This is a genomic window from Kosakonia radicincitans DSM 16656 (genome assembly GCF_000280495.2).
GTDB lineage: Bacteria > Pseudomonadota > Gammaproteobacteria > Enterobacterales > Enterobacteriaceae > Kosakonia > Kosakonia radicincitans.
In genome coordinates this window covers 5540846-5566224 of sequence record NZ_CP018016.1, presented here as the reverse complement: position 1 = coordinate 5566224, position 25379 = coordinate 5540846, and the positions used below count along the sequence as shown (strand labels likewise).

General features: G+C 54.4%; 24 protein-coding genes. 15 read left to right on the top strand and 9 right to left on the bottom strand.

Annotation, left to right across the window (positions count from 1 at the left end; translation table 11 throughout):
• Positions 1–23 precede the first annotated feature (23 nt).
• From pldB to Y71_RS26720, 3 genes are all read left to right on the top strand, one after another.
• Complete coding sequence (gene pldB, locus Y71_RS26730; RefSeq protein ID WP_007369154.1) at positions 24–1016, top strand: lysophospholipase L2; 993 nt, start codon at positions 24–26, stop codon at positions 1014–1016.
• Between the two features lie 25 nt (positions 1017–1041).
• Complete coding sequence (gene yigL, locus Y71_RS26725) at positions 1042–1842, top strand: sugar/pyridoxal phosphate phosphatase YigL (RefSeq protein WP_007369153.1); 801 nt, start codon at positions 1042–1044, stop codon at positions 1840–1842.
• A 104-nt stretch (positions 1843–1946) separates the two neighbouring features.
• The gene (locus Y71_RS26720; RefSeq protein WP_071531953.1) at positions 1947–2846 is read left to right on the top strand and encodes a carboxylate/amino acid/amine transporter; all 900 of its coding nucleotides are present in this window, start codon (positions 1947–1949) and stop codon (positions 2844–2846) included.
• On the opposite strand, the gene metR is transcribed toward Y71_RS26720, so the two are convergent.
• A complete protein-coding gene (metR, locus tag Y71_RS26715) occupies positions 2734–3687 on the bottom strand; it encodes an HTH-type transcriptional regulator MetR (RefSeq protein WP_007369151.1) in 954 nt (317 codons plus the stop codon). The two genes, Y71_RS26720 and metR, sit on opposite strands and share 113 nt — an antisense overlap.
• A gap of 245 nt (positions 3688–3932) precedes the next feature.
• On the opposite strand from metR, the gene metE reads away from it, so the two are divergent.
• Complete coding sequence (metE, locus tag Y71_RS26705; protein ID WP_007369150.1) at positions 3933–6194, top strand: 5-methyltetrahydropteroyltriglutamate--homocysteine S-methyltransferase; 2262 nt, start codon at positions 3933–3935, stop codon at positions 6192–6194.
• A gap of 47 nt (positions 6195–6241) precedes the next feature.
• Here the strand turns inward: metE and Y71_RS26700 are convergent, their stop codons facing one another.
• The 6 genes from Y71_RS26700 to Y71_RS26675 all read right to left on the bottom strand — a co-directional run bounded on the left by Y71_RS26700 (position 6242) and on the right by Y71_RS26675 (position 12943).
• Positions 6242–6748: a hypothetical protein gene (locus Y71_RS26700; RefSeq protein WP_007369149.1), complete on the bottom strand. Its 507-nt coding sequence runs from the start codon at positions 6746–6748 to the stop codon at positions 6242–6244.
• 148 nt (positions 6749–6896) lie between these two features.
• On the bottom strand, positions 6897–7403 hold the full coding sequence (locus Y71_RS26695) for a hypothetical protein (RefSeq protein ID WP_007369148.1): 507 nt from the start codon (positions 7401–7403) through the stop codon (positions 6897–6899).
• 138 nt (positions 7404–7541) lie between these two features.
• On the bottom strand, positions 7542–7985 hold the full coding sequence (gene afaD, locus Y71_RS26690; RefSeq protein ID WP_050998870.1) for an AfaD family invasin: 444 nt from the start codon (positions 7983–7985) through the stop codon (positions 7542–7544).
• 11 nt (positions 7986–7996) lie between these two features.
• On the bottom strand, positions 7997–10579 hold the full coding sequence (locus Y71_RS26685) for a fimbria/pilus outer membrane usher protein (protein ID WP_081120893.1): 2583 nt from the start codon (positions 10577–10579) through the stop codon (positions 7997–7999).
• A 229-nt stretch (positions 10580–10808) separates the two neighbouring features.
• On the bottom strand, positions 10809–11555 hold the full coding sequence (locus Y71_RS26680; protein ID WP_071531951.1) for a fimbria/pilus periplasmic chaperone: 747 nt from the start codon (positions 11553–11555) through the stop codon (positions 10809–10811).
• A gap of 581 nt (positions 11556–12136) precedes the next feature.
• Positions 12137–12943 carry a dienelactone hydrolase family protein gene (locus Y71_RS26675; protein ID WP_007369142.1) on the bottom strand — a complete coding sequence of 269 codons (807 nt, stop codon included), beginning with the start codon at positions 12941–12943 and terminating at the stop codon, positions 12137–12139.
• A 260-nt stretch (positions 12944–13203) separates the two neighbouring features.
• Between Y71_RS26675 and udp the strand changes: the two genes are divergently transcribed.
• From udp to tatD, 9 genes are all read left to right on the top strand, one after another.
• Positions 13204–13965: a uridine phosphorylase gene (gene udp, locus Y71_RS26670; protein WP_007369141.1), complete on the top strand. Its 762-nt coding sequence runs from the start codon at positions 13204–13206 to the stop codon at positions 13963–13965.
• A 153-nt stretch (positions 13966–14118) separates the two neighbouring features.
• Complete coding sequence (gene rmuC, locus Y71_RS26665; protein WP_081120939.1) at positions 14119–15576, top strand: DNA recombination protein RmuC; 1458 nt, start codon at positions 14119–14121, stop codon at positions 15574–15576.
• Positions 15577–15642: 66 nt separating this feature from the next.
• Entirely contained in the window at positions 15643–16398 is a 756-nt protein-coding gene (ubiE, locus tag Y71_RS26660) for a bifunctional demethylmenaquinone methyltransferase/2-methoxy-6-polyprenyl-1,4-benzoquinol methylase UbiE (RefSeq protein ID WP_007369139.1), read from the top strand.
• Between the two features lie 11 nt (positions 16399–16409).
• On the top strand, positions 16410–17015 hold the full coding sequence (gene ubiJ, locus Y71_RS26655; RefSeq protein ID WP_007369138.1) for a ubiquinone biosynthesis protein UbiJ: 606 nt from the start codon (positions 16410–16412) through the stop codon (positions 17013–17015).
• A complete protein-coding gene (gene ubiB / locus Y71_RS26650; RefSeq protein ID WP_007369137.1) occupies positions 17012–18652 on the top strand; it encodes a ubiquinone biosynthesis regulatory protein kinase UbiB in 1641 nt (546 codons plus the stop codon). The genes ubiJ and ubiB overlap by 4 nt, the downstream gene beginning before the upstream one ends.
• Before the next feature lie 116 nt (positions 18653–18768).
• Positions 18769–19032 (top strand): Sec-independent protein translocase subunit TatA, encoded by a 264-nt coding sequence (gene tatA / locus Y71_RS26645; RefSeq protein WP_007369136.1) that lies wholly within the window; start codon positions 18769–18771, stop codon positions 19030–19032.
• 3 nt (positions 19033–19035) lie between these two features.
• A complete protein-coding gene (tatB, locus tag Y71_RS26640) occupies positions 19036–19560 on the top strand; it encodes a Sec-independent protein translocase protein TatB (protein ID WP_007369135.1) in 525 nt (174 codons plus the stop codon).
• Positions 19561–19562: 2 nt separating this feature from the next.
• Positions 19563–20327 (top strand): Sec-independent protein translocase subunit TatC, encoded by a 765-nt coding sequence (tatC, locus tag Y71_RS26635; RefSeq protein ID WP_007369134.1) that lies wholly within the window; start codon positions 19563–19565, stop codon positions 20325–20327.
• A gap of 39 nt (positions 20328–20366) precedes the next feature.
• Positions 20367–21149: a 3'-5' ssDNA/RNA exonuclease TatD gene (gene tatD, locus Y71_RS26630; protein ID WP_007369133.1), complete on the top strand. Its 783-nt coding sequence runs from the start codon at positions 20367–20369 to the stop codon at positions 21147–21149.
• A gap of 7 nt (positions 21150–21156) precedes the next feature.
• Here the strand turns inward: tatD and rfaH are convergent, their stop codons facing one another.
• Positions 21157–21645, bottom strand: a complete 489-nt coding sequence (rfaH, locus tag Y71_RS26625; protein WP_007369132.1) for a transcription/translation regulatory transformer protein RfaH — start codon at positions 21643–21645, stop codon at positions 21157–21159.
• A 178-nt stretch (positions 21646–21823) separates the two neighbouring features.
• On the opposite strand from rfaH, the gene ubiD reads away from it, so the two are divergent.
• On the top strand, positions 21824–23323 hold the full coding sequence (ubiD, locus tag Y71_RS26620; RefSeq protein WP_007369131.1) for a 4-hydroxy-3-polyprenylbenzoate decarboxylase: 1500 nt from the start codon (positions 21824–21826) through the stop codon (positions 23321–23323).
• Positions 23320–24021 carry an NAD(P)H-flavin reductase gene (gene fre, locus Y71_RS26615; protein ID WP_035941924.1) on the top strand — a complete coding sequence of 234 codons (702 nt, stop codon included), beginning with the start codon at positions 23320–23322 and terminating at the stop codon, positions 24019–24021. Before ubiD ends, fre begins: the two co-directional genes overlap by 4 nt.
• Before the next feature lie 185 nt (positions 24022–24206).
• Here the strand turns inward: fre and fadA are convergent, their stop codons facing one another.
• Entirely contained in the window at positions 24207–25370 is a 1164-nt protein-coding gene (fadA, locus tag Y71_RS26610) for an acetyl-CoA C-acyltransferase FadA (protein ID WP_007369129.1), read from the bottom strand.
• Between the last annotated feature and the right edge of the window lie 9 nt (positions 25371–25379).

Sequence of the window (25379 nt, the reverse complement as noted above, 5' to 3'; positions counted from 1 at the left end):
TGGCTAACAGGGGCGAAATTCCGATGTTTCGGCAAAAAACGGCCTGGGAAACCAGAGAAAAAGCGTTCGCGGCATTTACCACCGGGCCGCTGATGGATTTCTGGCGCTCGCGTGAAGAAGCCGTGTTTACCGGTGTCGATAATGTACCCGTCAGTTTTGTCCGCTTTCGCGATCGTCGCCACGATCGGGTGATTGTGATTTGTCCGGGCCGCATTGAAAGTTATGTCAAATACGCCGAACTGGCGTATGACCTGTTCTACCTCGGTTACGATGTGTTGATTATCGATCACCGCGGGCAGGGGCGTTCCGGGAGAATGTTGGCGGATACGCACCGGGGTCATGTGGTCAACTTTAGCGATTATGTTGATGATTTGGCGGCATTCTGGCAGCAGGAAGTCGCCGACGGACCCTGGCGTAAACGTTATATCCTGGCGCATTCGATGGGCGGCGCGATCGCCACGCTCTTCTTACAGCGTTATCCGCATGTCTGTGATGCTATTGCCCTGTGCGCGCCGATGTTCGGCATTATCATTCGCCTGCCGGAGTGGATGGTACGCCCGCTGCTTGACTGGGCGGAAAGCTATCCGCGTCTTCGCGACAATTACGCTATCGGCACCGGAAGCTGGCGCGCATTGCCGTTCGCGATTAACGTGCTGACCCACAGCCGCGAGCGTTACCGGCGCAATCTGCGTTTTTATGCCGACGAACCGACGCTGCGTGTGGGCGGGCCGACGTGGCACTGGGTGCGCGAAGGCATTCTGGCCGGAGAACACGCGCTGGCAGGGGCGGCAAACGATGACACCCCAACATTAATTATTCAGGCAGAAGAGGAGCACGTGGTGGATAACCGCATGCAACAACGCTTCTGCGAAATTCGCGCTGCGGCGGGCCACCCTTGTGAAGGGGGAAAACCGTTTGTTATACCCGGCGCGTACCATGAGATCCTTTTCGAAAAGGACGCTATGCGCTCGGTCGCGCTCAACGCCATCGTCGAATTCTTCGACCGGCATAACTAATTATTTATTGAGGTAAAATTTTCCTATGTACCAGGTTGTTGCGTCTGATTTAGATGGCACGTTGCTCTCCCCTGACCACACACTGTCACCTTTCGCGAAAGAAACGTTAAAACTGCTGACCGGCCACGGCGTCAATTTTGTTTTTGCTACCGGTCGCCACCATGTCGATGTCGGGCAAATCCGCGATAATCTCGGCATCAAGGCGTATATGATCACCTCCAACGGCGCGCGCGTGCACGATACCGATGGAAATCTGGTCTTTAGCCACAATCTGGATCGCGATATCGCCAGCGATCTGTTCGGTGTGATGCACAACGAGAAAGATATCATTACCAATGTCTACCGTAACGACGAATGGTTTATGAACCGCCATCGCCCTGACGAGATGCGTTTTTTCAAAGAAGCGGTGTTCCAGTATTCGCTGTATGAGCCGGGCTTACTGGAGCCGGAAGGCATCAGCAAAGTCTTCTTCACCTGCGACAGCCATGAAAAACTGCTGCCGCTGGAGCAGGCGATCAATGCGCGCTGGGGCGACCGTGTCAACGTCAGCTTCTCAACGCTAACCTGTCTGGAAGTGATGGCGGGCGGCGTATCGAAAGGGCATGCGCTGGAAGCCGTTGCCGGTGCGCTGGGCTATGGTCTGAAGGATTGCATCGCCTTTGGCGATGGCATGAACGATGCTGAAATGCTGTCGATGGCCGGTAAGGGTTGCATTATGGGCAACGCCCATCAGCGCCTGAAAGATCTGCATCCGGAGCTGGAAGTGATTGGCACCAATGCGGATAACGCCGTGCCACATTACCTGCGTAAATTGTTCCTGCAATAAGATTGATGTCTGGTTATTAAATAATCAGACGTCAACCAAATACTCAAACTTTGCGCAATTGAGTTCGCTACAATGAAGCCTCACTATTTTGAGAGAGCTTCATTGTGGCGTTACTGATCATCACCACGATCCTGTGGGCCTTTTCCTTTAGCCTGATAGGCGAATACCTTGCTGGCCATGTCGACAGCTATTTCTCCGTGCTGATGCGCGTGGGGCTGGCGGCGCTGGTGTTTTTACCGTTCCTGCGCACGCGCGGGCACAACCTGAAAACCATTGGCCTGTATATGCTGGTGGGCGCGATGCAGCTTGGCATTATGTACCTGTTCAGCTTTCAGGCGTATCTCTACCTGACGGTCTCTGAATTCCTGCTGTTTACTGTCTTCACGCCGCTGTACGTTACGCTGATTTACGATCTGCTGAGTAAGCGCGGGCTGCGCTGGAGCTACGCCCTGAGCGCCGGGCTGGCGGTGATTGGCGCGGCGATTATTCGTTATGACAAAGTCAGCGATCACTTCTGGATCGGTTTGATTCTGGTACAGCTGGCGAACATCAGCTTCGCCATTGGCATGGTTGGTTATAAACTCCTGATGGAAACGCGGCCCATGCCGCAGCATAACGCCTTTGCGTGGTTCTATCTGGGGGCATTTGTTGTTGCTGTCACCGCATGGTTTGTGATGGGTAACCCGCAGAAGCTGCCGACAACCACTTTGCAGTGGGGCGTGCTGGTATGGCTGGGCGTGGTCGCTTCCGGTCTGGGTTACTTTATGTGGAACTACGGCGCAACGCAGGTTGACGCCGGGACGCTCGGCATTATGAACAATGTGCATGTTCCCGCCGGGCTGCTGGTCAACCTCGCTATCTGGCAGGAACAGCCGCACTGGCCGAGCTTTATTATTGGTGGTTCGGTGATAATGGCTTCGCTGTGGGTACATCGCCGTTGGGTCGCTCCGCGCTCCGCACAAACGGCAGGTGATCGCACGCGTGGTTCCGCGCTGAGCGAATAAACGCTTCCGTAACCGGCTGACGCTGCTCGCCGTCGCGCACCGCCGCGTACAGCCGGCTCCACAATCCTTCGCCCAGGGTTTTGGTCACCACCAGACCCTGGCGTTCAAAACTCTCCACCACCCAGTGCGGCAGCGCCGCGATCCCCATCCGGGCGGCAACCATCTGAATCAACAATAGCGTGTTATCAACGCTTTTCAGCGCCGGGCTGATGCCCGCCGGTTGCAGGAAATGACGCCAGATATCAAGGCGGCTACGCTGCACCGGGTAGATCAGCAGCGTTTCGCTGGCAAGATCGTCCGGTGTGATGCGCGCTTTTGCCGCCAGCGGATGATCCGGCGCCATCACCAGCCGTACCTCAAAATCAAACATCGGTGAATAGTGCAGGCCGCTGCGCGGCAGAATGTCGGATGTCATCACCAGGTCAAGCTCACCCTGTTGTAGCGCAGGCTGCGGGTCAAAGGTTACGCCGGATTTGAAATCCATCTCCACCTGCGGCCAGTTCTGGCGGAAGTTCTCAAGTGCAGGCGTTAGCCATTGAATACAGCTATGGCACTCAATCGCGATGCGCAACGTGGCTTGCTGCGGCTCGTTACAAGCCTGCAGCGCGCGGCTGATTTGCGGCAGAACCTGATTGGCCAGTTGCAGCAGGATCTCGCCCTGCGGCGTAAAACGCAGCGGCTGACTTTTACGCACAAACAGACGAAAGCCGAGGCGTTGTTCCAGATCGCTGAACTGGTGGGAAAGCGCCGACTGCGTCTGATGCAACGTTGCCGCTGCTGCAGCCAGCGACCCGCTGTTTCGTAACGCCTGTAGCGTTTTCAGGTGTTTAATTTCGATCATGAATGTCCTTCACCCCGGCATGAACAATTTGCGCTTGAGGTTTATACAGTACCTTCACAATATGGATGTGTAAACATCTGGACGTCTAAACTCGTCATATTTCGACTTGCAGGTGCGTTGACTGCCTTGCGCGCCCCAGTCACTTACTTCAGTAAGCTCCTGGGGACACGCTACGTTGCCGCCTTCCTGCCAGCCGAACTATTTAGAGTTTTACATTCAGAATCAAATAATTAAAGGAAGAAGACATGACAATACAAAACCACACCCTCGGTTTTCCTCGCGTCGGCCTGCGTCGCGAGCTGAAAAAAGCGCAAGAAAGTTACTGGGCGGGGAATTCTTCTCGCGAAGAACTGCTGGCGGTAGGGAGCGAGCTGCGCGCCCGTCACTGGGATCAACAAAAACAGGCCGGGATCGACCTGCTGCCGGTCGGTGATTTCGCCTGGTACGACCATGTTCTGACCACCAGCCTGCTGCTGGGCAATGTGCCGGCTCGTCATCAGAACAACGACGGCTCTGTCGATATCGACACCCTGTTCCGCATCGGCCGCGGTCGCGCACCGACCGGCGAACCGGCGGCAGCGGCAGAGATGACCAAATGGTTTAACACCAACTACCACTACATGGTGCCGGAATTCAGCAAAGGCCAGCAGTTCAAACTGACCTGGACGCAACTGCTGGATGAAGTGGACGAAGCGTTGGCGCTGGGCCACAAGGTGAAACCCGTACTGCTTGGGCCGGTCACATACCTGTGGCTGGGCAAAGTGAAAGGCGAACAATTCGATCGCTTAAGCCTGCTGAACGATATTTTGCCGGTTTACCAGCAAGTGCTGGCCGAACTGGCGAAACGCGGTATTGAGTGGGTGCAGATAGACGAACCGGCGCTGGTGCTGGAACTACCGCAAGCGTGGCTGGACGCCTTCAAACCGGCGTATGACGCCCTGAACGGCAAAGTAAAACTGTTGCTGACCACCTATTTCGAAGGCGTCACGCCGAACCTGGACACCATTACCGCGTTGCCGGTGCAGGGTCTGCATGTCGATCTGGTACACGGTAAAGACAACGTTGCGCAGCTGCATCAGCGTCTGCCTGCCGACTGGCTGCTCTCTGCCGGTCTGGTGAATGGCCGTAACGTCTGGCGCGCCGATCTGAGTGAAAAATATGCGCAGATTAAGGATGTGGTCGGCAAACGCCCGCTATGGGTTGCCTCTTCCTGCTCGCTGCTGCACAGCCCGATCGATCTGAGTGTTGAGACACGTCTTGATGCCGAAGTGAAAAGCTGGTTCGCCTTCGCCCTGCAAAAATGTGAAGAACTGGCGCTATTACGTGATGCCCTGAACAGCGGCAACACAGAAAAACTGAATGAATGGAGCGCCCCGATCCAGGCGCGCCGCCACTCTACCCGCGTGCACAACCCGGCGGTGGCAAAACGTCTGGCGGCGATCACCGCGCAGGACAGCCAGCGCGCGCGTCCGTACGCTGAGCGTGCACAAGCGCAGCGCGTGCGTTTCAACCTGCCAGCGTGGCCGACCACGACTATCGGCTCGTTCCCGCAAACCACCGAGATCCGCGGCTTGCGTCTGGATTTTAAACAGGGACGTTTAGATGCGGGCAATTACCGCACCGGCATCGCTGAACACATTAAACAGGCGATTATTGAACAGGAGCATTTGGGGCTGGATGTGCTGGTACACGGCGAAGCTGAACGTAACGACATGGTGGAATACTTCGGTGAACACCTTGATGGTTTCGTCTTTACGCAAAATGGCTGGGTACAGAGCTACGGCTCTCGCTGCGTGAAGCCGCCGGTAGTGATCGGCGATGTGAGCCGCCCGGAAGCGATTACCGTCGAGTGGGCGAAGTACGCACAATCGCTGACCGACAAACCGGTCAAAGGCATGCTGACCGGTCCGGTCACCATCCTCTGCTGGTCTTTCCCGCGCGAAGATGTCACCCGCGAAACCATCGCCAAACAGATCGCGCTGGCGCTGCGTGATGAAGTGGCCGATCTGGAAGCTGCTGGCATTGGCATCATCCAGATCGACGAACCAGCACTGCGCGAAGGTTTACCGCTGCGCCGCAGCGACTGGGAGGCTTATCTGGCGTGGGGTGTGGAAGCGTTCCGTATTAATGCGGCGGTGGCGAAAGATGACACGCAGATCCACACACATATGTGTTATTGCGAGTTCAACGACATCATGGATTCTATCGCCGCGCTGGATGCGGATGTGATCACCATCGAAACCTCGCGTTCGGATATGGAACTGCTGGAGTCGTTCGAAGAGTTCGAATACCCGAACGAAATCGGACCGGGCGTGTACGACATTCACTCGCCGAACGTGCCGAGCGTGGAGTGGATCGAAGCCCTGCTGCAAAAAGCGGCGCAGCGCATTCCGGCACAGCGTTTGTGGGTGAACCCGGATTGCGGTCTGAAAACCCGCGGCTGGCCGGAAACCCGCGCCGCGCTGGCTAACATGGTGAAAGCCGCGCAGAACCTGCGTCAGCAGTAAACAGCCATGCGCCGCCGGAATGTTCCCCGGCGGCGTTTTTTGAGGTATTACGGCGTTTCGGTTAACAACTCCAGAGAGAGGGTGTAGACGCCGGGTTCAAACACATCGCCATCCTGGCCATAAAAGCTGAATGTTTGCTCCGCGCCAGCCGCCAGCGGGTTATTGGATTTATAAGCATCGTCCGCCGCGCTCCAGGTACTGTCGAGATTGACCCCCAGATTCGGCACAAGGTGTTTCTCCGCGCTGTTACTGGTGCTAACCCATACGATATCGCCATTACTCCCGCGAGAATCCCCCTGCCCACGGATGTAATAAGTGCCTGCGGTGGTCGATCCGTTTTTAATAATGATGGTCGCAGCATGATCCATAATAGAATCGCCAGTATAGATATTGCCTGCCCCCAGCGTTCCTTCAGCGTCCATGCCTTTGGTAATGCTCCATGATGTTGGCGCATTCAGCGTCATGGAGGTGGTCGCGCTTCCATGGGATGTCAGTGCCGCAAAACTCTGGTTGCTCATCAGGGTCAGTAAAGTAGTTAGCATTACTTTTTTCATTATCATCATTCCTTTAATTTCATTGTCATTACACAACTTTGGATGCGACAAAGACACAAAAGCTGTGGTGCGGCTTCTCATTCAGGAAAACCGTAAAAATGGGTAGAGCAGTTAACCCTCTATGCCAGCGTGACCTCACGCAGCGGTGTTACGGCGTTTCAGTTAACAACTCGATCGAGAGGTTATAAGTGCCGGGTTCAAATGTATCGCCGGCCTGCCCATAAAAACTGAACGTTTTCTCATCGCCTGCACCCAGCGGGTTGTTCGATTTAAAGGCGGTGTCGGCAGCACTCCAGGTACTGTCGAGCGTGGTGGTAAGATTTGATACAACGTGTTTTTGCGCACTGTCGCTGGCATTGACCCACACAATTGTGCCGTCAGTCTCAAGGGAGTCCCCTTGTCCGCGAATGTAGTACGTGCCCGCAGCCGTCGACTCGTTTTTAATAATGATGGTCGCGGCATGGTTCAGAATGCTGTCGTCGGTATAGGTGTTGCCAGCCCCAAGGATTCCTTCTGCTTCTACGCCTTTGGTGATGCTCCATATTGCTGGTGCGTTAAGGGTCATGCTGGTGGTGGCGCTACCGTGGGATGTCAGCGCGGCAAAACTCTGGCTGCTCATCAGCGCCAGTAAGGTGGTCAGCATTATCTTTTTCATAAATCATTCCTTTAGTTTCATCATCGTTAATTGATCCCGCGCCGCATACCTGGACGTGGGTGGCGTCACCTTTACAGGTGACAACCTGTTGCGCAGGCTTCCGATCCTGAAGCCAGCGTAATGCGTTGTGCTCATTGTTCAGGGGACGATGGCAAGCGCGTTGGCCGTAATGACGTACTCATCGGCAACGGCTTGCTGGTTTCCGTCGATGACAATCTGAAAGCTGGCTCGCGTCGCGGAAGTGCTCCTGACGATGCCGCCTCGATCCTTGTTCTCCCCTGACCAGCCTTCACCTGCCAGCCGGATCCGCAATTGGTGCGCAGAATCACGCTTTCCCGTCAGGACATATCGCCCCGGTGCCGAAGTGCTCTTCTGTGCATTCAGCCAGACCAGATACCCGGAATGTGCCTCCTGAAAAACCATCCGGCCGCGGCCGATAACAGTGCCATCACGCAATTTGGTGTCCTGGGGCGGACGTATGTTCAGCGTGACTTCTGGTATGGTTTCCGCTGCCTGCGCCTCTGCTGCGGGTAAACAGATCGCGGTTGCTATCAGTAACGGGAGTGCGATTTTCTTTTTCATTTCAGATACCTTCATGCTGAATGGCACATTGCGCTAAGGGCATAGATACCCGCCGAGCTTTTTTCTTCAGGCAGACGGTAGTCCGCTATGCACGAGCGTTCATGACCCAGCGAGACCAGAAGTCTTCCCGTTTGTGGAAGCCCGCTCATGTAAACCTCTCCACCATCACCCGTAATGCCTGCTCCGGTATTGGTCTCATTACCCGCAAGCGTGACCAACGCGCCAAAGGGCACCAGACGGTTATTCGCCTGAGTCAGCGTGATGACGGCACGGGCACCTGTCCGGGTTGAGAATTTCGCCGCGATGACTGCACCTGCTGTGGGGACTATCCGGGTGTCCGTTTGCGGGACTTCAACATCAGCGGGTAGGGTATTGGGATCGAGCGTCACTAAATTCGCCTGATAGGGCATCACATAGTCCAGCGTGGTGTATCCACGAAAATCGGTTTTCACTCCGGGGATATCGCCTGCCGATACGCCTGCTGCGCCCGGCGCTTCCACCAGCGCCACGGTTTCTCCCAGCGGCTGGCCCAGCGTGATCCCATGGCGATGAATCACTACGCCGCCAGCCAAGCCCGCATTCATCTGTCGGGAGGATGGGCTATAGCGATAGCCGCCTTTCAATTCACCATAAGCGCCGCGCCAGGTCAGATTAACCAGGCTGCTGTTTCGGTCAGTCGCCGGGTTGCCTGGCGTCATCCGTTCACGTACATCCCAACTCAGACGGCGATCAAAACTGTCGCCATTCAGTCCCATCTCATGCTGCGCACCGCGTATATCCCCGTTTACCATCTGATAACTGGCCCGTGTGTGGTTTCCCATCCAGCGATCCAGAGGCAGGCTAATCCAGAAACTCACTTCCCGATCCGTTTTACGCCCGGCTGGCTGCGCGCCGCTGTGGTAAACCGGCTCCTGGCGTTGCGTCCAGTTCAATGAGCATGTGGCATCGTGGAAACTTGTGGACCAGGAGACCATCAGCTCATCCCGCGTCCCGCGCTGTTGCCAGTAGCTCTCCCTGGCCCCCGTCAGGCTCACTGAACCCCACTGTCCCAGGGACTGGCTGAGCGTCAGGCTGGAGCGCGTTTTACGGCGCAAATTGTTCTGATTCAGGTATTCGCCAGCGTCATGCGCCCGATCACTGTCCAGCACTGCCGACAATCCGTGAAATCCCGACGATGCGTAGCGGTAGCTGGAAAATGTGAATCCAGTATTCGTCGCTTCAATGTTTTTGCTGTAGCGCACGCGCCAGGCGCTGCCTTGTGCATGCGCTTTTCTGTGCGGCTTTCTCTGTTCCTGAATACCATCCAGCGAAATAGCGCCCAACCTATTGAGTGATACCCCTAACCCCAGCGATGCTGCGCTGTAATGGGCTGCGCCCTGTAAACCACCGTAGGCCGTTATGCCCCATGGCAGCCCATACATCAGTGACGCCTGAGCAACATAACTATCGCTGACCGCGCCATTTGACGGGCGATAGCGACCGCTCATCAGGTTGTATTTGAAGTAACCTTCACGCAGCGCGATAGCTGGCGTGGTCGAGGGCACAATAAAACTTTGCTGGTGCCCGTCGTTTTCAAAAACTGTCACCTGTAAGTCGCCGCCGTCACCGGCGGAGGGAAGATCTGTCAACGCAAACGGCCCTGGTGCAACGGTGGTGCTGTAAATCACATAACTGCTACGTTTGACTTCAATCCGGGCCTGCGTATGCGCGATCCCCCGAATAACAGGGGCGAACTCTCTTTGGTTATAGGGAACCATTGCTTCATCGGAGCCAAGCATCACTCCCCGAAATGGAATGCTGTCAAAGATGTCGGCCGGGGTATAACGATCCCCCAATGCCAGACGGCTTTTCAGGCCATATAATCCGCGTTCAGCATAGGTCCAGGCTGTCTGCCATTTTCCTGGCGATTGGCCCTCTTTCTGCCAGGTTGTCAGGTTCCGCAAACGCCAGGCACCGAGATTCGCTCCCGGTTCGAGCTGGGCAAATATGGTGCTATTCGTTGAGGATCCACTGCCTGATGACGTCGAACGGGCCGTATTTATGCGGTAATTCATCCGCAGGGCAGGAATGCCATCATCCCAGAGTTCCTGTGGCGCGAGACCTGATACCTTCGGGCGCAGTGCTGCCTGCGGGACACTGAGCAACAATTGCTGCCGATAAAACTGGAATGTTTCTGTCGCCTGCGGAATAGCCGTCAGCGCCGCACATTGCTGTGTTTCGTCATCGGTTGTTTTCTCTGAAGCGCGAGCGGCAAACAGACCAGGGTACTGTTCTGTTTTCACGCCATACTGTGTCAGCAGTGCTTCAGTCAGGCAGGTTTTCAGAAAACGCTTGCCACTTTTATCACGCGCCTGGTGGAATACCATCTCCCTGGAATCCACCACGTCGCCATTTAGCAAAATGTCTACCGGGTAAATTCCAGGTAGCTGGCTTCCTTCGTTAAAAACCGAAATATCAACGTTTCTTCCTTCTTCGCCACCTAACAGTGCGGGATCAAATGACCAGCTTTCTGCCGCCGCATTCACTGATGAACATGTGCAGGCAGCTATCCCAAAAGAGAATAATGGCAGAATATAATATTGTTTTACTGTCATATAAATGTGAGTTAAACAACGTTGAATATTATTGTTTTATAAACAGTAATGTGGCCCTAAATATATCTTCTGCCCTTCGATAAACGCAAAATCAAAGAGGATAAAAACGCGCATCGTTGTCATAGAGCAAGAGTGGTATCAATAAATTAGCACCTGCATATTAATTTCACATATTCATATGCATAATAAATGCGCTTGCTTCTACGCCGTGTCGCATTAAATAACATGGTTATTCTGCGTTGGTTTGCCAGGTCTGGCTTTCACCGCCGTAATCGTTCACGATCTTCCATTCAATCCTTTTACTTCTTGTCGCGGAAGGCAGTGTGAAATCACGCGAAGAGAAGGGCGCAACGTACTTGATATCCTGTACGGTAATGTCATTAATTTTTAGCGTACTGATATTAATGTAAAACGGTGAGTTATTCGTTGCGGTCAACTTATTACCGTGCTGTTGCCATTGCAGGCGATTTTCTGCATCGTCAGGATGGCCTTTTAACGCGCCTGGCCGAATGAGCAGTTTGATGCAATTATTTATAGTGAGTTGAACGTTCAGTGATACTTTATCGGCCTTTTCTTTTGCCCACTCGTCTCCCGCTTTAGGGGGAATTCCCTTAACACATAACCACTGTAAAGTTTCACGGTCGGCCCTGAAATTACCGCCGGTGCGCACAATACGTAATCGGCTGGACTGCTGTCCGTCCAGGCGCATCAGCGGGGGCGTTACAACAAACGGTGCTTTATTCTTCCTGTTTTCCTCCAGCGCCTGAGACTGAATCAGAATGGGGTAATCCTGCGGATTGGTTACCGTCAGGGTTGTACCGTTAGACGCAGGATCATAAATCAAACGAGAGGCGCCAAGCCGGACTGAAAACGTTTGGGTCGACGTTGCAGAATGGGAGGATGCGGCTGAGGCGATGTCAGGGAAAAAGCAAATAGATACGGCTAAAAGTGACAATGCTGAAATATTTTTTTTCACGTGACTACCCTGTATGAAAATATAAGAAAAAACGCTAATAAATAGTTGCGCAGAAGAAATCATTTTTTACGGAACTTAGCCCGGGTTTTGTTATGTCCAACACCACTCTGTGGTGCTAGTCTGTGCAGTTATTTAGTACCGTCAAAAAATATGAGTCATTCCTTTTTTAATATGCGCTAAGCATAATCTTATTAAAGGCGCTTGCCTGTAATAAGGTGTATCTAAAGTATTGCATGGAAGAGAAGAACAGGTAAACCAGCCAGGTTCAATGTCTGGTCGCCACAAAAATGTAAAATCATTTTTTTTGCTGGTGTTTTTTTATGCTGAAATTATAAAAGACATTAAAATACATGCTATTAAAAGATGCTATCGTTGAGTGTTTTCGGGGGAGCAATTTCTTATTTCTGATAGGGTAATGGAATTTTCTTGATCCCATCAAACTTTTTCTTAATGAAAAACGAAGATTTCATATAAATCAGTTTCCCTTCATTCAGTGTTAATACGGTCAGAAATTCCTGAAATTCTCGTATTAGCATTTTATTTTTAATATTGCTGGCCGGGGAATTTCCCCGGCACGGATATTATTTTTTACTGTACTGGGCAAACCATGTCAGCATGCGTTGCCAGCCATCTTTTGCCGACTCTTCATGATAACTCGGGCGGTAGTCGGCATTAAAGGCATGGCCCGCTTCCGGGTAAATCACAATCTCGGCAGTGGCATTGGCTGCCCGCAGCGCCTGGCGCATAGTTTCCACGCTTTCGAGCGGAATGCCGGTATCCTGCGCACCGTATAAACCCAGTACCGGCGCGGTCAGATCGGTTGCGACATCTACCGGGTGGCGCGGCGAGTTGAGAGATTTCTCTCCCACCAGCTTACCGTACCAGGCTACCGCGGCTTTCAACTGCGGGTTATGCGCCGCATACAGCCAGGCGATACGGCCGCCCCAGCAAAAACCGGTGATCAACAACTGATGCGCATTGCCGCCATTGCGCGCCGCCCAACTGGCGACGTGGTCGAGATCGGCCAGCACCTGGGCATCCGGCACCTTGCTGACCAGCCCGCTCAGTAGCGTCTGGATATCGGCGAAATCATTCGGATCGCCCTGGCGGAAGTAGAGTTCAGGCGCAATGGCGAGATAACCTTCCAGCGCCAGGCGGCGGCAGAGATCGCGGATATGTTCATGTACGCCGAAAATTTCCTGTACCACAATGACAATCGGCAACGGGCCATCGGCATTTTTGGGGCGGGCATGAAACGCAGGCATATTGTCACCCTGCGTTGGAATGGAGGTTTCGCCTGCGATTAGGGCGTCCTCCGGTGTGTGAACGATGGTGGAAGCGTGAGGCGAAGCCGCAGGTGCAAAGCCCGGCTGTTTGTTGGTTGTCATGGCATTCTCCATACCCTTTTATTAGCGCTCCAATAACTATAGACGGAAGGTCTGGCGCGCGCGCAAATCCCCGTTTCATCGACTATCTTTGCTGCTGCGTAGTGAGATACAGCATGTTAATGTGATATGAATCACTAATTTATGGAAATGATATGCAAACATTTTCGTTCATGGTGACGTCAATCACGAAAACGGACAGGCGCCTTCTGTAAAGTGGCTTTTTGCCTCTCCTGATAAAACCAACCACAGAGGAGTCTGTTATGTCCAGGTCTGATGTTTTTCATCTCGGTCTCACCAAAAACGATTTACAAGGGGCTACGCTGGCGATCGTCCCTGGCGATCCGGAGCGTGTGGAAAAGATCGCCGCGCTGATGGATAAGCCGGTCCAGCTGGCATCTCACCGCGAATTTACCAGCTGGCGTGCCGAACTGGATGGCAAACCAGTTATTGTGTGTTCCACCGGTATTGGCGGTCCGTCAACCTCTATCGCCGTAGAAGAACTGGCGCAGCTTGGCATCCGCACTTTTCTGCGTGTCGGCACGACCGGGGCGATTCAGCCGCATATCAATGTTGGCGATGTACTGATTACCACCGCCTCCGTGCGCCTTGATGGCGCCAGCCTGCATTTTGCGCCGATGGAATACCCGGCGGTAGCTGACTTTGCCTGCACCACGGCGCTGGTCGCAGCGGCGGATGCGATTGGCGCAACCAAACACATTGGCGTAACGGCATCTTCCGACACCTTTTACCCTGGCCAGGAGCGTTATGACACATTCTCCGGGCGTGTGGTGAAAAGCTTTAAAGGCTCAATGGAAGAGTGGCAATCAATGGGTGTGATGAATTATGAAATGGAATCCGCGACGCTGCTGACCATGTGTTCAAGCCAGGGGCTGCGCGCCGGGATGGTGGCTGGGGTGATTGTGAATCGTACCCAGCAGGAGATCCCGAACGCAGAAACGATGAAACAGACCGAAAGCCACGCCGTGAAAATCGTGGTGGAAGCCGCGCGTCGCCTGCTGTAATTCCTCTCTCCCGGTGCCCGGTAATGCTGCATTTACCGGGCCTGACAAATCCCTTTCCGTTTCTGCGTAGCGCCTCGCAGGAAAAGCCCTTCCCAACTGGACGTTTATACAGCACAATTCCCGCTTGTACGGATAAGGTCTGGAGGAGGCGTGGTGGACACTTCAATCATCGTCATGGCAGCGCTGGCGCTGGCAGGATTACTGGTCGGCTGGCTGGCTGCAAGCTGGCGCGGAGCGCAGCAGCAGGCGGAATTGCTTGCCGAGCAACGTGATGTGTTTAGTGAACTGAGCGCCGCCCGCCAGCAGTTAGTTCAGAGTGAACACTGGCGTGAAGAGTGCGAACTGCTCAATAACGAGCTGCGCAGCCTGCAACATATTAACAGCTCGCTGGAAGCCGATCTTCGTGAAGTCACCACCCGTCTGGAATCCACCCAGTTGCATGCGGAAGAGAAGCTACGCCAGATGCACAGTAGCGAGCAGCGTCTCAGCGAACAATTTGAAAACCTTGCGAACCGCATTTTTGAGCAGAGCAACCGGCGGGTGGATGAACAGAACCGCCAGAGCCTGAACGGCCTGCTAACGCCGCTGCGCGAGCAGCTCGACGGTTTTCGCCGTCAGGTGCAGGAGAGCTTTGGCCAGGAAGCGCGCGAACGCCATACGCTGGCGCATGAAATCCGCAATCTGCAACAGTTGAACGCCCAGATGGCGCAGGAGGCCATCAACCTGACGCGCGCATTGAAAGGCGATAATAAAACGCAGGGCAACTGGGGCGAAGTGGTGCTGACCCGCGTGCTGGAAGCCTCCGGTCTGCGCGAAGGGTACGAGTATGAAACCCAGGTCAGCCTGGAAAACGACAGCCGCGCGCGTATGCAGCCGGATGTGATCGTGCGCTTACCGCAGGGCAAGGATGTGGTGATTGATGCCAAAATGACGCTGGTAGCCTACGAGCGCTACTTCAACGCCGAGGATGAATTTACCCGCGAAGGCGCATTGCAGGAGCATATTGCCTCGGTACGTAATCATATTCGCCTGCTGGGGCGCAAAGATTATCAGCAGCTTCCCGGCCTGCGTAGCCTCGACTACGTTCTGATGTTTATTCCGGTGGAACCGGCATTCCTGATTGCCCTCGACAGACAGCCCGAACTGATAACGGAAGCGCTGAAGAATAACATTATGCTGGTCAGCCCGACCACGCTGCTGGTGGCGCTGCGCACCATCGCCAACCTTTGGCGCTATGAGCATCAAAGTCGCAACGCACAGCAGATTGCAGAAAGGGCGAGTCGACTGTATGACAAAATGCGCCTGTTCGTTGATGACATGTCGTCCATCGGCCAGAGCCTGGATAAAGCACAGGATAATTACCGTCAGGCGATGAAAAAACTCACCGCCGGGCGCGGCAACGTGCTTGCACAGGCGGAGGCATTTCGCGGCCTTGGCGTTGAGATCAAGCGTGAGATTAATCCAGAATTAACGGCTGAAGCGCAGGCGCAGGATGAAGAGTTTCGCCTGCGAGCAGGGCAGGAAGCGTTAAACGAATATAATGAAGACAATCAGTTAGACGATGCAACGCAGGATGAGGAACCTGACCAGAAGGCGTCATCGGCCGGTTGAATCGTAGGGCAATTGCGTCCAATCTGATACACTTCACAAACAAATTCTTAAATAGCAGGCACTAAGATGGCGGAAGATTCAAAAGAGACAACACACTTTGGTTTTCAGACCGTCGCCAAAGAAAACAAAGCCGACATGGTGGCGCATGTTTTCCATTCGGTCGCGTCAAAATATGACGTTATGAACGATTTGATGTCGATGGGCATTCACCGTTTATGGAAGCGTTTTACCATTGATTGCAGCGGCGTACGCCGTGGGCAGAAAGTTCTCGATCTGGCTGGCGGCACTGGCGATCTGACCGCTAAATTCTCGCGTCTGGTGGGTGAAACCGGGCAGGTTGTGCTGGCTGATATCAACGACTCAATGCTGAAAATGGGGCGCGAAAAGCTGCGCAACATCGGCATTATCGGTAACGTCGAGTATGTACAGGCAAACGCAGAAGCGTTGCCGTTCCCGGATAATACCTTCGACTGCATTACCATCTCTTTCGGCTTGCGCAACGTAACGGAAAAAGAGCAAGCGCTGCGCTCCATGTTCCGCGTGTTGAAACCGGGCGGGCGTCTTCTGGTGCTGGAGTTTTCCAAACCGATTATTGAGCCGCTAAGCAAAGTGTACGACGCGTACTCTTTTCATGTTCTGCCGCGCATTGGCCAACTGGTGGCAAGCGATGCCGACAGCTACCGCTATCTGGCGGAATCCATTCGTATGCATCCCGATCAGGAGACCCTGAAAGCGATGATGCAGGACGCGGGTTTTGAAAACGTTGATTACTACAATCTGACCGCCGGTATTGTTGCTCTGCACCGTGGCTACAAATTCTGACAGGAGTGCGTATGCCCTTTAAGCCGATGGTGGCCGCCGGAATCGAACGCGCGTTGAATACCTTTCTCTACCGCGAAAGCGCGCTGATATCAGCGCGTCAGCGTCTGTATGGCAAAGTTTTACGCGTTGTTTTGCAGGAGTTTTCCTCGCCGTTTGTGCTGGTGTTCAGCGAACAGCAGATCGATGTCCTGAGCGAATGGGAAGGCGAGGCCGACTGTTCGGTTATCACCCAGTTGAGGGTGTTGCCGAAACTGCGCGATCGCCAGCAACTGACCGCGCTTATCCGCAGCGGCGAGCTGGAAGTACAGGGGGATATTCAGGTCGTGCAAAACCTGGTGGCGCTTGCCGATCTCGCTGAGTTCGATCCCGCTGAGGTGCTTGCTCCCTGGACGGGCGATATTGCCGCCGAGGGGATCAGTAAATTCCTGCGCGGTGGCGCGCGCATACTACGCCACGGCGTTCAGCGCCAACAACGCTACGTCGCTGAAGTGTTAACCGAAGAGTGGCGCGTCGCGCCGGGCGCTCTGGAAGTGGCCTGGTTTGCAGAAGAGACGGCGGCCGTGGAACGTGCGACGGAAGCATTAGCTCAGCGCCTGGATAAACTGGAGGGCAAATGACGCCAGGTGAACTGCGGCGGCTCTATTTCATCATCCAGACTTTCTTGAGTTACGGGCTTGATGAGCTCATTCCCAGAATGCGTATCACCCTGCCGCTGCGGATCTGGCGCAGGATGCTGTTCTGGATGCCTAACCGGCACAAGGATAAAGCACTTGGAGAACGGCTGCGTCTTGCGTTGCAGGAACTGGGACCGGTGTGGATCAAATTCGGTCAAATGCTCTCTACCCGCCGCGATCTTTTCCCCCCGCTGATTGCCGATCAACTGGCAATGCTACAGGATCGTGTCGCGCCGTTTGACGGGCATCTTGCCAAACAACAGATCGAAAAAGCGATGGGCGATCTGCCTGTTGAAACCTGGTTTGACGACTTCGAGATTGAACCGCTGGCGTCTGCATCGATTGCTCAGGTTCATACCGCGCGGCTGAAAGAGAGTGGCAAAGAGGTGGTGATCAAGGTGATCCGCCCGGATATTCTGCCGGTGATCAAAGCCGATCTTAAGCTTATTTACCGCCTGGCGGCGTGGGTTCCGCGCCTGCTGCCGGACGGCCGTCGTTTACGTCCGCGTGAAGTCGTGCGGGAATATGAAAAAACGCTGATCGATGAGCTGGATTTGTTGCGTGAAGCCGCCAACGCGATCCAGTTACGGCGTAATTTCGAAAACAGCCCGATGCTGTACGTGCCGGAAATCTACTCCGACTACTGTAGCCAGAATATGCTGGTAATGGAGCGCATTTACGGTATTCCGGTCTCGGATGTTGTGGCGCTGGAAAAGAACGGCACCAACCTGAAATTGCTGGCTGAGCGTGGCGTGCAGGTCTTCTTCACCCAGGTTTTTCGCGACAGTTTTTTCCATGCCGACATGCATCCTGGCAATATTTTTGTCAGCTACGATCATCCGGAAGACCCCCAGTATATCGGCATCGATTGCGGCATTGTGGGTTCGCTCAACAAAGAGGACAAACGCTACCTGGCGGAGAACTTTATCGCCTTCTTCAACCGCGATTACCGCAAAGTGGCGGAACTGCATGTCGACTCCGGCTGGGTGCCGCCGGACACCAATGTCGAAGAGTTTGAATTCGCCATTCGTACGGTGTGCGAGCCGATATTTGAGAAGCCGCTGGCGGAAATCTCCTTTGGCCACGTGCTGCTTAATCTCTTTAACACCGCTCGTCGCTTCAATATGGAAGTGCAGCCGCAACTGGTGCTGCTGCAAAAAACCTTGCTCTACATTGAAGGTGTCGGTCGTCAGCTCTATCCGCAACTCGATTTGTGGAAAACGGCGAAACCTTTTCTCGAAACGTGGATCAAAGATCAGGTGGGTATTCCTGCGCTGGTCCGGGCGTTAAAAGAGAAAGGACCGTTCTGGATAGAGAAAATGCCGGAGCTTCCTGAACTGATCTACAACGGTTTGCAGCAAGGTAAACATTTGCAGCAGAGCGTTGATAAGATTGCCAGCGAACTACAGGTTAACCATGTACGTCAGGGGCAATCCCGTTATCTGTTTGGTATTGGTGCAACATTGTTGCTTAGTGGGACGCTACTGTTGATCAATCGGCCCGACTGGGGGCTTGCTCCCTTGTGGGTTGTCGCTGGCGGTGTTGTTGTCTGGCTGGCAGGTTGGTACAAGACGCGCTAAGCCATTGGTGCATATCGGGGGCCTGAAGCACAGAAGCTGCCAACAAAGAGGCAGCGTAATGGATAATGTGTATACTGAGGCCTGTTTTTAACATCATCTGTTACAGAGGATTATGTATGGGTGGTATCAGCATTTGGCAGTTGTTGATTATTGTCGTTATCGTCGTGCTGCTGTTCGGAACGAAAAAACTCGGTTCGATTGGTTCCGATCTTGGGGCTTCCATCAAAGGCTTTAAAAAAGCCATCAGCGATGATGATAAAGAGGAAAAGCAGGATAAATCGGCACAAGATGCAGATTTCACCGCGAAATCCCTCTCTGACGATGCAAAATCCAACGACGCTAAAAAAGACGAAAAACGTCACGACAAAGAGCAGGTGTAATTCGTGTTCGATATAGGTTTTGGCGAACTGTTACTCGTTTTTATCATCGGCCTCGTTGTGCTGGGGCCGCAGCGTCTGCCTGTGGCAGTGCGTACTATTGTGGGCTGGGTCCGCGCATTACGCTCGCTGGCGACAACGGTGCAGAATGAATTGACGCAGGAGCTGAAGCTTCAGGAGTTCCAGGAAAGCCTGAAAAAGGTTGAGAAAGCGAGTCTGGAAAACCTGACGCCGGAATTAAAAGAGTCAATGGACGAACTGCGCCAGGCGGCGGAATCGATGAAGCGCTCATACAGCGTTCACGATGCGGAAAAAGCGAGCGATGAAGCAAATACCATCCATAACCCGGTGGTGAAAGAGAGCGAAGCGCAGCGCGAAGGCGTTACGCCGTCTACCGCTGAGCATCAGGCCAGCGCGCCGCAGCAAGCTCCCGAAGCCGATGAAGAGAAAAAATCGCCGACGGTAAACCCCGCGGTAAAAGACACGGCTCCGGTTTCCGACTCCTCACCTTCTTCAAGTGAAAAATCCTGAACATGGCTGTAGACGATACCCAACCGCTTATTGCACATCTTATTGAGCTGCGTAAGCGTCTGCTGAACTGCATTATCGCCGTAATGGTGATTTTCCTCGCGCTGGTTTACTTCGCGAATGATATTTATCAGCTCGTTTCCGCGCCGCTCATCAAACAGATGCCGGTCGGGGCGACAATGATCGCCACGGATGTTGCCTCACCGTTTTTTACTCCGATCAAGCTGACCTTTATGGTGTCGCTGATCCTCTCGGCGCCGGTCGTTCTGTATCAGGTATGGGCATTTGTTGCTCCGGCGTTGTATAAGCATGAGCGCCGCCTGGTCGTGCCGTTGCTGATCTCCAGCTCGTTGTTGTTCTATATCGGCATGGCATTCGCCTACTTTGTGGTGTTTCCGCTGGCGTTTGGCTTCCTGACGCATACCGCGCCGGAAGGGGTGCAGGTTTCTACTGATATCGCCAGCTATCTCAGCTTCGTCATGGCGCTGTTTATGGCTTTTGGCGTCTCGTTTGAAGTGCCGGTAGCCATTGTGCTGCTGTGCTGGATGGGGGTAACCACGCCTGCCGATCTGCGACAAAAGCGTCCTTATGTGCTGGTAGGTGCATTTGTCGTTGGCATGCTTCTGACGCCGCCGGATGTCTTCTCGCAAACGCTGCTGGCGATACCGATGTACTGCCTGTTTGAAATTGGCGTCTTCTTCGCCCGCTTCTATGTCGGCAAGCGCCGTATTAGCGATGATGAGAACGACACAGAAACCAGTGAAGAGTAACTAACCGCCCGTCAGGGCGGTTTTTGTATGGGGAAGAACATGTTTGATATCGGCGTCAATCTGACCAGTTCGCAGTTTTCCAGAGATCAGCGCGAGGTGGTCGCGCGTGCGCAAGCGGCGGGCGTCAAGGGTATGTTGATAACCGGTACCAATCTGCATGAGAGTCAGCAGGCACAACAACAGGCACAGCGCTACCATCACTGCTGGTCAACAGCGGGCGTGCATCCTCACGACAGCAGCGGCTGGACGGCGGAAACCGCACAGGCAATCCGTGCTCTGGCATCATTGCCGGAAGTGGTGGCAGTGGGAGAGTGCGGGCTGGATTTCAATCGCAATTTCTCCACGCCGCGTGAACAGGAATACGCCTTTAGCGCCCAGTTGGCGCTGGCCGCTGAACTGAATATGCCTGTTTTTCTGCACTGTCGCGATGCGCATGAGCGCTTTCTGGCTTTGTTAGATCCGTGGCTGAATAAGCTGCCAGGCGCCGTGTTGCATTGCTTTACCGGCTCAGCGCAGGAGGCCAGAGATTGCCTCGATCGCGGTATGTATCTTGGGATTACCGGTTGGGTGTGTGATGAACGTCGTGGGCAGGAATTACGCGAAGTGGTGCCACTGATTCCAGCCGAGCGGCTGCTTATCGAAACGGATGCGCCTTACCTGCTGCCGCGCGATCTGGTGCCGAAGCCCGCATCGCGGCGTAATGAACCGGCGTTATTGGGACATATTCTTGCCACGGTCGCCTCGCTGCGTGGCGAAGAGGTTCAGTGGCTGGATACGGTGACGGATAAAAACGTGCAGCGTCTGTTTGGCATCGCGTTTTAACGCCGCTTCAGGCCTTACGGAAATCGGTATTTTTGACGCTTTGCAGTACCTGCTTATTCAGCATATGCAGCAGCAACATCGAGCGTGTTTCGCCGTCAGGCTCCTTAAAGATGGCCTGCAACCCTTCAAGTGCGCCTTCGGTAATTACCACATCATCGCCTGGAAAGGGCGTTTCGGGATCGGTCACGCCTTCCGGCTGATAGATCGAAAGCTGATGGATAACCGAGGGGGGAACGCGAGCCGGGTGCATACCAAAACGCACGAAGTGGCTGACGCCGCGCGTGGCGTTAATGGTGGTGGTGTGAATCACCTCGGGATCAAACTCTACAAACAAATAGTTGGGAAAAAGCGGTTCATTCACGATTGTGCGTTTGCCGCGTACGATTTTTTCCAGGGCGATCATTGGCGTCAGGCAACTGACCGCCTGGCGTTCGAGATGTTCCTGGGCGCGCTGGAGCTGGCCTCGTTTGCAGTAAAGTAGATACCAGGATTGCATAATGACTCTTTTCCGTAAGTTCGGGCGAAAGAATATCAAAACCGCAGCACGATGGCTAAGTTCATTATAACGCTCACGCCAGGCGCTGCTGAATTTCACGTCGATTTAACAAAAATACAGCAACCTCAGATTGAACACCGTATAATAAAGCGCTTATCTGGAGGCGATAATACACCGCATGAAATACAACGACCTACGCGACTTTTTGACATTGCTTGAGCAGCAAGGGGAACTGAAGCGCATCACGCTGCCGGTTGACCCTTATCTGGAAATGACCGAAATAGCCGATCGCACTCTGCGTGCCGGTGGCCCGGCGTTGCTGTTTGAGAATCCGAAAGGTTATACGATGCCGGTGCTGTGTAATCTGTTCGGTACGCCGCGTCGCGTCGCGTTAGGTATGGGGCGGGAGGATGTCAGCGCGCTGCGTGAAGTGGGTAAACTGCTGGCGTTCCTGAAAGAGCCTGAGCCGCCAAAAGGTTTCCGCGATCTCTTCGATAAGCTGCCGCAGTTTAAGCAAGTACTGAATATGCCGACGAAACGTCTGCGTGGCGCGCCCTGTCAGCAAAAAGTGCTGCAGGGCGATGAAGTTGATCTGACCACCATTCCCATCATGCAGTGCTGGCCGGACGATGCCGCGCCGCTGATTACCTGGGGGCTGACGGTGACTCGTGGACCGCACAAAGAGCGGCAGAACCTGGGGATCTATCGTCAGCAGCGGATCGGTAAAAATAAGCTGATCATGCGCTGGCTCTCCCACCGTGGCGGTGCGTTGGACTTCCAGGAGTGGCAGGCTGCGCATCCCGGCGAACGTTTCCCGGTGGCGGTTGCGCTGGGCGCCGATCCAGCGACCATTCTTGGCGCGGTAACGCCGGTGCCGGACACGCTCTCTGAATACGCTTTTGCCGGGCTATTGCGCGGTACAAAAACTGAAGTGGTGAAGTGCGTTTCCAACGATCTTGAAGTGCCTGCCAGCGCGGAAATTGTACTGGAAGGCTACATCGAGCCGGGTGAAATGGCCCCTGAAGGGCCGTATGGCGACCATACAGGTTACTATAATGAAGTTGATAACTTCCCGGTGTTTACGGTAACGCACATTACCCGGCGTGAAGACGCGATTTATCACTCCACCTATACCGGTCGTCCGCCCGATGAGCCGGCGGTGCTGGGGGTGGCGTTAAACGAAGTGTTCGTGCCGATCCTGCAAAAGCAGTTTCCGGAAATTGTCGATTTCTATCTGCCGCCGGAAGGTTGCTCCTATCGCCTGGCCGTCGTGACAATGAAGAAACAGTACGCGGGCCATGCAAAACGCGTCATGATGGGCGTCTGGTCTTTCCTGCGCCAGTTTATGTACACCAAGTTTGTGATCGTGTGCGATGACGATGTGAACGCGCGCGACTGGAATGATGTGATTTGGGCGATCACCACCCGGATGGATCCCGCGCGGGATACGGTTCTGGTGGAAAACACGCCGATTGATTACCTGGACTTTGCCTCGCCGGTTTCCGGTCTTGGCTCAAAAATGGGGCTGGATGCCACCAATAAATGGCCGGGGGAAACCCAGCGTGAATGGGGACGCCCAATCAAAAAAGATCCTCAGGTGACGGCGAGAATTGACGCCATCTGGGACGAACTGGCCATATTGAATGACGAAAATAGACCCGACAGAGAGAGCGCATGACAACCTTAAGCTGTAAAGTGACCTCGGTAGATGCCATCACTGATACCGTATATCGTGTCCGTTTAGTGCCGGAGGCGGCTTTTTCGTTTCGCGCTGGTCAGTATCTGATGGTGGTAATGGATGAGCGAGACAAGCGTCCTTTCTCAATGGCATCCACGCCGGATCAGCATGATTATATTGAACTGCATATTGGCGCGTCAGAGCTGAATCTCTATGCCATGGCGGTGATGGACCGCATTCTGAAAGACCGCGAAATTGTTATCGACATTCCGCATGGCGATGCCTGGCTGCGTGATGACGAGGAGCGCCCGATGGTGCTGATCGCGGGCGGTACTGGCTTCTCTTATGCGCGCTCGATTCTGCTGACCACTCTCGCGCAAAACCCGAACCGTGAAGTGAGTATTTACTGGGGCGGGCGTGAGGAGAAGCATCTGTACGATTTGGCCGAGCTGGAAGCCCTGTCGGTGGATCACCCGAATCTGCGTGTGGTACCGGTGGTTGAGCAGCCGGAAGAGGGCTGGCGCGGTCGCTCCGGCACGGTGCTGGCAGCGGTGATGCAGGATTTTGGTTCGCTCTCCGAACACGATATCTATATCGCAGGTCGTTTCGAGATGGCGAAGATTGCCCGTGACCTGTTCTGCAATGAGCGCGGCGCGCGTGAAGATCGCCTGTTTGGCGATGCGTTTGCTTTCATTTGATCAAAAAACCCGCCCCTGACAGGCGGGAAAAACGGCAACTACATTCTCTCTTCGCCATGCGTCCCGTCGCTGCGTTGGCTGCCTTTATTCACCCCGGTCACATAGTGTATCTATGCTTCCGGGGAATCACTCAGTTGCCGCTTTGCTCTGGAACGCTTGGTTTTGAGACAGATTCGTTTAAAGCGTTATACGCGTTCAAACACCGTAGCGATCCCCTGACCTAAACCAATACACATCGTCGCCAGGCCAAGCTGGGCATCTTTGCGTTCCATCAGGTTCAGCAGCGTGGTGCTAATACGTGTACCTGAACACCCCAGCGGATGGCCGAGAGCGATTGCACCGCCGTTCAGGTTGATCTTCTCGTCGATCTGCTCCATCAGCCCCAGATCTTTTATGCACGGCAGGATCTGTGCGGCAAAGGCTTCATTCATCTCAAACAGATCGATATCGCTGGCGGTCAGTCCGGCTTTTTTCAGCGCCAGCTGCGAGGCCGGAACCGGGCCGTAACCCATGATTGACGGATCGCAGCCGACTACCGCCATTGAACGGATGCGTGCGCGCGGCGTCAGGCCCAATTCGCGGGCGCGGCTGGCGCTCATGATCAGCATCGCGGAGGCGCCATCCGACAGAGCGGATGATGTTCCGGCGGTAACCGTGCCGCTAACCGGATCGAAAGCTGGTCGCAGCGTGGACAGCGCTTCGACGGTGGTTTCCGGTCGGATCACTTCGTCATAGTTAAACTGCTTCAATACACCATCGGCATCGTGGCCGCCGGTGGGAATGATCTCGTTTTTGAACGCGCCCGATTGCGTGGCCTGCCAGGCTCGGGCGTGGGAGCGTGCACCGAATGCATCCTGCATTTCACGGCTGATGCCGTGCATGCGCGACAGCATTTCGGCGGTCAGCCCCATCATCCCCGCCGCTTTTGCGACGTTGCGGCTCATGCCAGGATGGAAATCGACGCCGTGGCTCATCGGCACGTGGCCCATATGCTCAACGCCGCCCACCAGACAAACTTGCGCATCGCCGGTCATGATCATCCGCGCCGCATCATGCAGCGCCTGCATAGATGAGCCGCACAGCCGGTTGACGGTGACGGCGGGGACGGAATGAGGGATCTCCGCTAGCAGCGCGGCGTTGCGGGCAATGTTGAAACCCTGCTCCAGCGTCTGCTGTACGCAGCCCCAGTAAATATCGTCGATGGCGCTGGCTTCCAGCGCCGGGTTACGTGCCAGCAGGCTACGCATCAGATGGGCGGAGAGGTCCTCCGCGCGCACGTTGCGGAAAGCGCCGCCTTTTGAACGGCCCATCGGTGTGCGAATTGCATCGACAATGACAACCTGTTCCATTGTGACTCC

Coding starts and splice junctions, on each gene's coding strand:
- metR (WP_007369151.1), bottom strand. CDS start 3,687: ATGATCGAAATTAAACACCTGAAAACGCTACAGGCGTTACGAAACAGC.
- Y71_RS26675 (WP_007369142.1), bottom strand. CDS start 12,943: ATGACAACCAACAAACAGCCGGGCTTTGCACCTGCGGCTTCGCCTCAC.
- ubiB (WP_007369137.1), top strand. CDS start 17,012: ATGACGCCAGGTGAACTGCGGCGGCTCTATTTCATCATCCAGACTTTC.
- ubiJ (WP_007369138.1), top strand. CDS start 16,410: ATGCCCTTTAAGCCGATGGTGGCCGCCGGAATCGAACGCGCGTTGAAT.
- yigL (WP_007369153.1), top strand. CDS start 1,042: ATGTACCAGGTTGTTGCGTCTGATTTAGATGGCACGTTGCTCTCCCCT.
- tatC (WP_007369134.1), top strand. CDS start 19,563: ATGGCTGTAGACGATACCCAACCGCTTATTGCACATCTTATTGAGCTG.
- afaD (WP_050998870.1), bottom strand. CDS start 7,985: ATGAAAAAGAAAATCGCACTCCCGTTACTGATAGCAACCGCGATCTGT.
- Y71_RS26685 (WP_081120893.1), bottom strand. CDS start 10,579: ATGACAGTAAAACAATATTATATTCTGCCATTATTCTCTTTTGGGATA.
- Y71_RS26695 (WP_007369148.1), bottom strand. CDS start 7,403: ATGAAAAAGATAATGCTGACCACCTTACTGGCGCTGATGAGCAGCCAG.
- ubiD (WP_007369131.1), top strand. CDS start 21,824: ATGAAATACAACGACCTACGCGACTTTTTGACATTGCTTGAGCAGCAA.
- udp (WP_007369141.1), top strand. CDS start 13,204: ATGTCCAGGTCTGATGTTTTTCATCTCGGTCTCACCAAAAACGATTTA.
- ubiE (WP_007369139.1), top strand. CDS start 15,643: ATGGCGGAAGATTCAAAAGAGACAACACACTTTGGTTTTCAGACCGTC.
- tatA (WP_007369136.1), top strand. CDS start 18,769: ATGGGTGGTATCAGCATTTGGCAGTTGTTGATTATTGTCGTTATCGTC.
- fadA (WP_007369129.1), bottom strand. CDS start 25,370: ATGGAACAGGTTGTCATTGTCGATGCAATTCGCACACCGATGGGCCGT.
- Y71_RS26700 (WP_007369149.1), bottom strand. CDS start 6,748: ATGAAAAAAGTAATGCTAACTACTTTACTGACCCTGATGAGCAACCAG.
- pldB (WP_007369154.1), top strand. CDS start 24: ATGTTTCGGCAAAAAACGGCCTGGGAAACCAGAGAAAAAGCGTTCGCG.
- fre (WP_035941924.1), top strand. CDS start 23,320: ATGACAACCTTAAGCTGTAAAGTGACCTCGGTAGATGCCATCACTGAT.
- metE (WP_007369150.1), top strand. CDS start 3,933: ATGACAATACAAAACCACACCCTCGGTTTTCCTCGCGTCGGCCTGCGT.
- tatD (WP_007369133.1), top strand. CDS start 20,367: ATGTTTGATATCGGCGTCAATCTGACCAGTTCGCAGTTTTCCAGAGAT.
- rfaH (WP_007369132.1), bottom strand. CDS start 21,645: ATGCAATCCTGGTATCTACTTTACTGCAAACGAGGCCAGCTCCAGCGC.